Raw genomic sequence first — 5,306 nt, 5'->3', positions numbered from 1 at the left:
TTTTATTCTAACGAGAAACAAAAAATCTGTCATCAGTAATAGATAAAATCTATTACCAACAACAGATATTGTAGAACCAATTTTCATTTGTTTCTGGTTGCTTTTTTCTATCCTGACTTACAAGTCAGTTACTTAATTTCGACATTCTGACCTTGTCTTAATTTCTCAAGAATTGCCTTTTGCTCAACTGGACTTAGGTTCTCAAAACCAATGGTAGGGTTATGAATCAAGTCATCTTGGTAACCCTTAGCAAACTTCACCAATAGATCTAATAGTCTGCCAGCGGTTGCGTCCGTCCATTGGGTCATCCTGGCACTAGGGGTCAATGCAGGATTACTAATCCGCTCTTGCATCTTAAAACATAGTTGTTGAGCGGAGAAAGGGATCACAATATCCGCGCTAAAAAACTGAAGATTACGAATCAATTCATGTGCTTTGTCCTGATACTCGCAAGATTCAAGTGGATCCTCCAAAGCAACGTGCTCGTTTAGTTGCTGTGCTTCTCGAATTTCTTGATCGGCATTTGAAAGGTCAAATGGCTGCTTGGCAACAAAATAGGCAAACATCAGCCGTACCAAATTGACCGCATCTGCCGAAATGCCATACGGCTCAAAGGGATCCAAATCAAACATGCGCAATTCAATGTATGCAATCCCGGCAGTGCACAATTTCTCAACCCCGCCGGTTTGTTTCAACCGCACACTACCGTAGTATTCCCGATCCGCAATTAACGCATCGGTTTTAACCGCTTCCAAAATGCCGCCTACATAGTCACTAACGCTTTGATAACTGGTTAAGAAACCATTGCCAAAACCAAAGTGTGAATTTCGTAATGAACGGACTGGATGAGCAGGTGCTGGGGTATCCTTGGCAAAGTAATTTCCAAAAGCTAGCGGTGTTGCGCCAAACAAGTAAGTCAACAACCACCGATATTGCATGAATCCAACCGCTGCCTGAAGATATGCTTGATCGACCGCTGCTTGATTTCTTTTTCCACTCAACTGGTTAATCGATTGAGCCGTTAAGCCCACATTAACATGAACCCCCGTTTCAGCCGTTCGTTCAATCTTTCGAATTCGGGCAACTTTTTGCCTGTATTCATAGTTAGCCTGATCAGTATGCGCAATAATAATGTCGGAATGATCAGCCCGCAACTTGGGCGGCATGCTGTTCGGCCATAAATACTCACCTTCTGCCAATTCTCCTCGAAGAGCCTGATGGTAAGCCCCAAGATAGTTTAAAGCTCTTTGAGTTGTTGTCGTAGGCGGGGTAATCAACTCTGATTGGGTTTCTAAAAAATCGTTCTTAATAAAGTGATGTTGCTTTTCATCCAACAATCCATGGGGATAGTCATGCCGACTCAGTTCTCCCCTTGCGTTAATTCGGTGAGTCTCAACTTCAAGACCCACGGTTGAATTAATCAAATCAGAAACTTGGGTATCCGAATTTGTTTTAGCCAAAGAAGTCCCCCTCTTTCACAGTTCTCTCTACAATTACTTTTTCTCGTAATTATCCGGCTTGCCCATCACGCCAAATAATCGTTGCCGCAATTCGTCTGCATCCATATCTGGATGCTCTTCAAAACCAGTGAAGGGCTTTGGATTTTCATGGGCGCGATTTTGGTAACGGTTTGCCATTGATAAGCCATATGACATGAGTGAACCGTCAACCTCGTGATCCATCAGGGTCGCGGCCGGAGTTAATTTGGGATTATCCAACCGATCCTGCATCGTATCCAAGATCTCTTGATACTCCGGCCCCCACTGAATGGTTGCGCCAAATAATTGCAGCTGATCGAGGAAGTTCTGGGCCTCGTGATGATAAATTGTCTGCTGGGTCGGACTTTCCATCGCAACAACTTCATTCATTGCCCGTCCCTGATCCAACTTCAGGTTAATCTTATCAGGAGTGGTAATCGGTGGGGTCATCATGAAGTAGCTCAACAGAATTCTAAAGAATCTGACCGCCGAGGTTCGAACTCCAAGAGCCGTTGTTGGGTCCAAATCAAGCATTCGTAACTCAATATAATCCGTCCCGTTTTTCACCATGTGAGTCAAATCGCCATTCATGGACTTCAGACGCACACTGGTATGATATTCAGCCTCACTAAACAAATTGCCATCCTTAATATTTTGTTCAATATTATCCACATATTCACGAACCGAACGATAATTATGGGTAACATCCGAAGTGAGGCCATAATGCGACGACCGAATGCTTCGAACCTCGTGACTTGGTTGATCTTCGTCAAGTTTGAAATAATTTCTCTCAGCAATTGGACTGTTGCCAAATAAGTATGTAATCAACCATCGATAATAGCCAAATCCTTGTGCCAATTTGATATAAATATAATTAACAAATTCGGCATAGGAGTCGTACTTGTCACGCTGAGACTCCCAAACGGTCCGCAACACGTCATCATTAATGCTGACATTTAAATGAACCCCAACAGGTAATTCCTGGGTATCGCTGCGCGTTTTAATCCACTTTTCATAATAGGCCTTTTGTTTTGGATCAACGTTTGCGATTGGAATCGACCGTTTATCTTGCGGAAGAACTGGCGGCATACTCATTGGCCAGAGTAGTTCGTTTGGTTCTAGAGCATTTCGTAGAGTATCATTCAGGGCCATCAGATAATGCATTGCATCAAAGGATTTCCTGGCCGTCGGGGTAATAATCTCACTCTGAACCTGATAAACATCTGTTTTAATAAAATGATTTTTTCTTTGATTGCCTAAGGCTTTGGGATAGGGTTCCTTTGTCAATTGCCCGGCTGAATTGACCCGAATCGTTTCAACTTCAATTCCCATATTAAAATCACTCGCACTGCCCACAATCTCATTGTTAAATATGGTTTGCCCAATATCATCAAACATAGATCTACCTCCTCGTATTGCTGGTGTAGAAAAGTTATCTTACTCTAACGCAATTGACTTCATTTTTCAAAAGGTTTCTGTATTCCTCATTACTTTAATTGTACGTCAATTCGCCAAATTTCTTCAAAATGACGTCTTCCCAACTCTGCTCCCACCATTTTGTTATATAATTATTTCAATACACTTTGGAGGACATCAGCATGCAAAAGCCAAGAATCAAAGGTATCGGGTTGGCCATTTTGGAGCCATTGCTTTGGGGAATTTCGGGAACAATTGCCCAATTCCTCTTCACAAGTAAAAATGTTAGTGCCGACTGGCTGGTTTCCGTCCGCATGTTAGTTTCCGGCCTTCTTCTTGTTTTGTTCGGCCTAATCACGGGTGCCAAGGCGAGTTTGGCAGTTTGGCACAATCGAGTCGATGCACTTAAGCTAATCTTTTTTAGCTTTGTTGGCATGGCGGCTTCCCAATATACATATTTTAAGGCCATTGAGTTTGGAAATGCAGCAACAGCAACCATTCTGCAATTTTTATCCCCAGCGGTCATCATTATTTACCTCATGTTTCGAACTCGCAGCTTGCCTCGCCGCATTGACGTTATTTCGCTCATAATGGCGTTATCCGGGACAATCCTGTTAGTGACTCATGGGAGATTAACCACCTTGGCAATCCCTTTGCAGGGGCTTCTGTGGGGGTTAGGAACAGCAGTTACCGCCAGCATTTATACACTGCTCCCTGGCAAATTACTGAGAAAATACGGTTCAATCCCAATTGTTGGTTGGTCAATGTTAATTGGTGGCGTATCCTTCAGCTGCTTTTATCAAGTTTGGGCCGAGATGCCGGCCTTTTCCTGGCAAACATACAGTGGGGTTACCTTCGTGGTAATTTTTGGCACAATGCTGGCATACCTGTTCTACCTCCAAAGCCTCAGTTATATCCAACCGACAACTGCTAGTGTGCTGGGCTCCTTTGAACCACTTTCGGCAACAACTTTATCAATCCTCTTGCTGGGAATTAGATTTGGTCTCCCAGAAACAATTGGTGGCATTCTGATTCTTGGAACAGTTGGACTTCAATCCTGGGCAGCCATGCAAACTCAAGCCCCAGTTTCATAATTAGCGCACAAAAAGCTGATCGATTTCCCCAATTGGGATGGCAATCAGCTTTTGATTTGTTAATCAACTTTTTTGTATCGTTCCGCTTCTTTCGCATTTAAGCCAGCTTCTCGCAGTTTGGAAGCCACCGAAAAGCCATCTTCCTTATCCACGTGGATTTCAACAACTTTGGTAGTTCCTTGGTGCGTCACCATCAAAGTTTGAATATTTAATTGATTTTCGGCCATAATTTTACCAATATCGAAGATAACACCCGGCCGGTCTTTTTCCACGAACACCTGAACCACCGTGCCATCTTCGTTATAATCGGTCACGTCCAAGAAAGCATCCAATATGTCATTGTTAGTGATGATTCCCACCACGGCGCCCGCACTCATAACCGGTAAGACGCCAATTTGGTACTTGCGCATCTCATAAATTGCATCCTCAAGGAAATCGTCGGCATTAATCGTGTGAACAGTTGGCTCCATGACATCCTTAACCGTCATTTTATTCAATAAATAGTTATATTCATAAATTGATAAACTAGTGGCCTTCGATGGTGAAGCTGCTTGAATCGTCCCTTGGGTCACCAAGCCGACCAATTCGCCGTCATCAATCACCGGTAATCGATGAATGTTGTTCTCTTTCATGATATTCACCGCGACACTGACCTTGGTCTCGGACGGCACGGTGATCACGTTATCGGACATAAAATCTCTTACACTCATTATTTAACCTCCCAAGTATGCTTTTTGAACTTCTTTATTAGCCAGCAATTCGGACCCAGTGCCGGTCAGTTGAACTTTCCCAGTTGAAAGAACGTAACCTCGATCAGCAATTGACAATGCTTTTTTGGCATTCTGTTCGATCAAAAGAACGGTTGTCCCCTGTTTATTAATCTCTTTGATAATATCAAAAATTTCATTAATAAAAATTGGCGCAAGGCCCATCGACGGTTCATCCAATAGAATAAGCTTGGGATTAGCCATTAAGGCTCGACCCATGGCAAGCATTTGCTGCTCGCCACTGGACAACGTTGCGGCATCTTGATTTTTCCGTTGTTTCAAAATCGGAAACCGTTCGAAAACTTCATCAAAAGTTTGCTTAATTTTGGAACGATCCTTCACCAAGAAAGAACCCATTTGCAAATTTTCCATCACTGAGAGGCCTGAGAAAATGTGCCGGCCTTCCGGGACTTGAGAGATCCCTTCAGCAACCACTTTAGGTGCCTTCTGGGACTGAATTTCTTTATTTTCCTTGAATTGTCAAATTAAGTGCAACACTACATTAAAGAATATTTCATAAGGCGTTTTCCATCCGAGACATTTACGGGGAC

Annotated in this window: 4 protein-coding genes and 1 pseudogene; 1 reads left to right on the top strand and 4 read right to left on the bottom strand. The window is 43.1% G+C overall.

Annotated features, from left to right (window positions below):
• Positions 1-128: 128 nt before the first annotated feature.
• Both KTE19_RS12635 and KTE19_RS12630 read right to left on the bottom strand, forming a co-directional pair.
• Positions 129-1,460 (bottom strand): glutamate--cysteine ligase, encoded by a 1,332-nt coding sequence (locus KTE19_RS12635; RefSeq protein WP_217342421.1) that lies wholly within the window; start codon positions 1,458-1,460, stop codon positions 129-131.
• A 33-nt stretch (positions 1,461-1,493) separates the two neighbouring features.
• Positions 1,494-2,876: a glutamate--cysteine ligase gene (locus KTE19_RS12630; protein WP_217164454.1), complete on the bottom strand. Its 1,383-nt coding sequence runs from the start codon at positions 2,874-2,876 to the stop codon at positions 1,494-1,496.
• A gap of 200 nt (positions 2,877-3,076) precedes the next feature.
• Between KTE19_RS12630 and KTE19_RS12625 the strand changes: the two genes are divergently transcribed.
• Positions 3,077-3,988 (top strand): DMT family transporter, encoded by a 912-nt coding sequence (locus KTE19_RS12625; protein WP_217342420.1) that lies wholly within the window; start codon positions 3,077-3,079, stop codon positions 3,986-3,988.
• Between the two features lie 59 nt (positions 3,989-4,047).
• Here KTE19_RS12625 and KTE19_RS12620 read toward each other — a convergent pair whose 3' ends face one another.
• Together KTE19_RS12620 and KTE19_RS12615 are read right to left on the bottom strand one after the other, a co-directional pair.
• A complete protein-coding gene (locus KTE19_RS12620) occupies positions 4,048-4,698 on the bottom strand; it encodes a CBS domain-containing protein (protein WP_217342419.1) in 651 nt (216 codons plus the stop codon).
• 3 nt (positions 4,699-4,701) lie between these two features.
• Positions 4,702-5,223: pseudogene (locus KTE19_RS12615) on the bottom strand (ABC transporter ATP-binding protein); the annotation flags it as partial.
• Between the last annotated feature and the right edge of the window lie 83 nt (positions 5,224-5,306).

It is taken from the genome of Lentilactobacillus dabitei (assembly GCF_019061365.1).
Classification (GTDB): Bacteria; Bacillota; Bacilli; order Lactobacillales; family Lactobacillaceae; genus Lentilactobacillus; species Lentilactobacillus dabitei.
Note: the sequence above shows the minus strand (reverse complement) of the source record. Positions and strands in the feature narration are given on the sequence as shown.

Coding starts and splice junctions, on each gene's coding strand:
- KTE19_RS12625 (WP_217342420.1), top strand. CDS start 3,077: ATGCAAAAGCCAAGAATCAAAGGTATCGGGTTGGCCATTTTGGAGCCA.
- KTE19_RS12630 (WP_217164454.1), bottom strand. CDS start 2,876: ATGTTTGATGATATTGGGCAAACCATATTTAACAATGAGATTGTGGGC.
- KTE19_RS12620 (WP_217342419.1), bottom strand. CDS start 4,698: ATGAGTGTAAGAGATTTTATGTCCGATAACGTGATCACCGTGCCGTCC.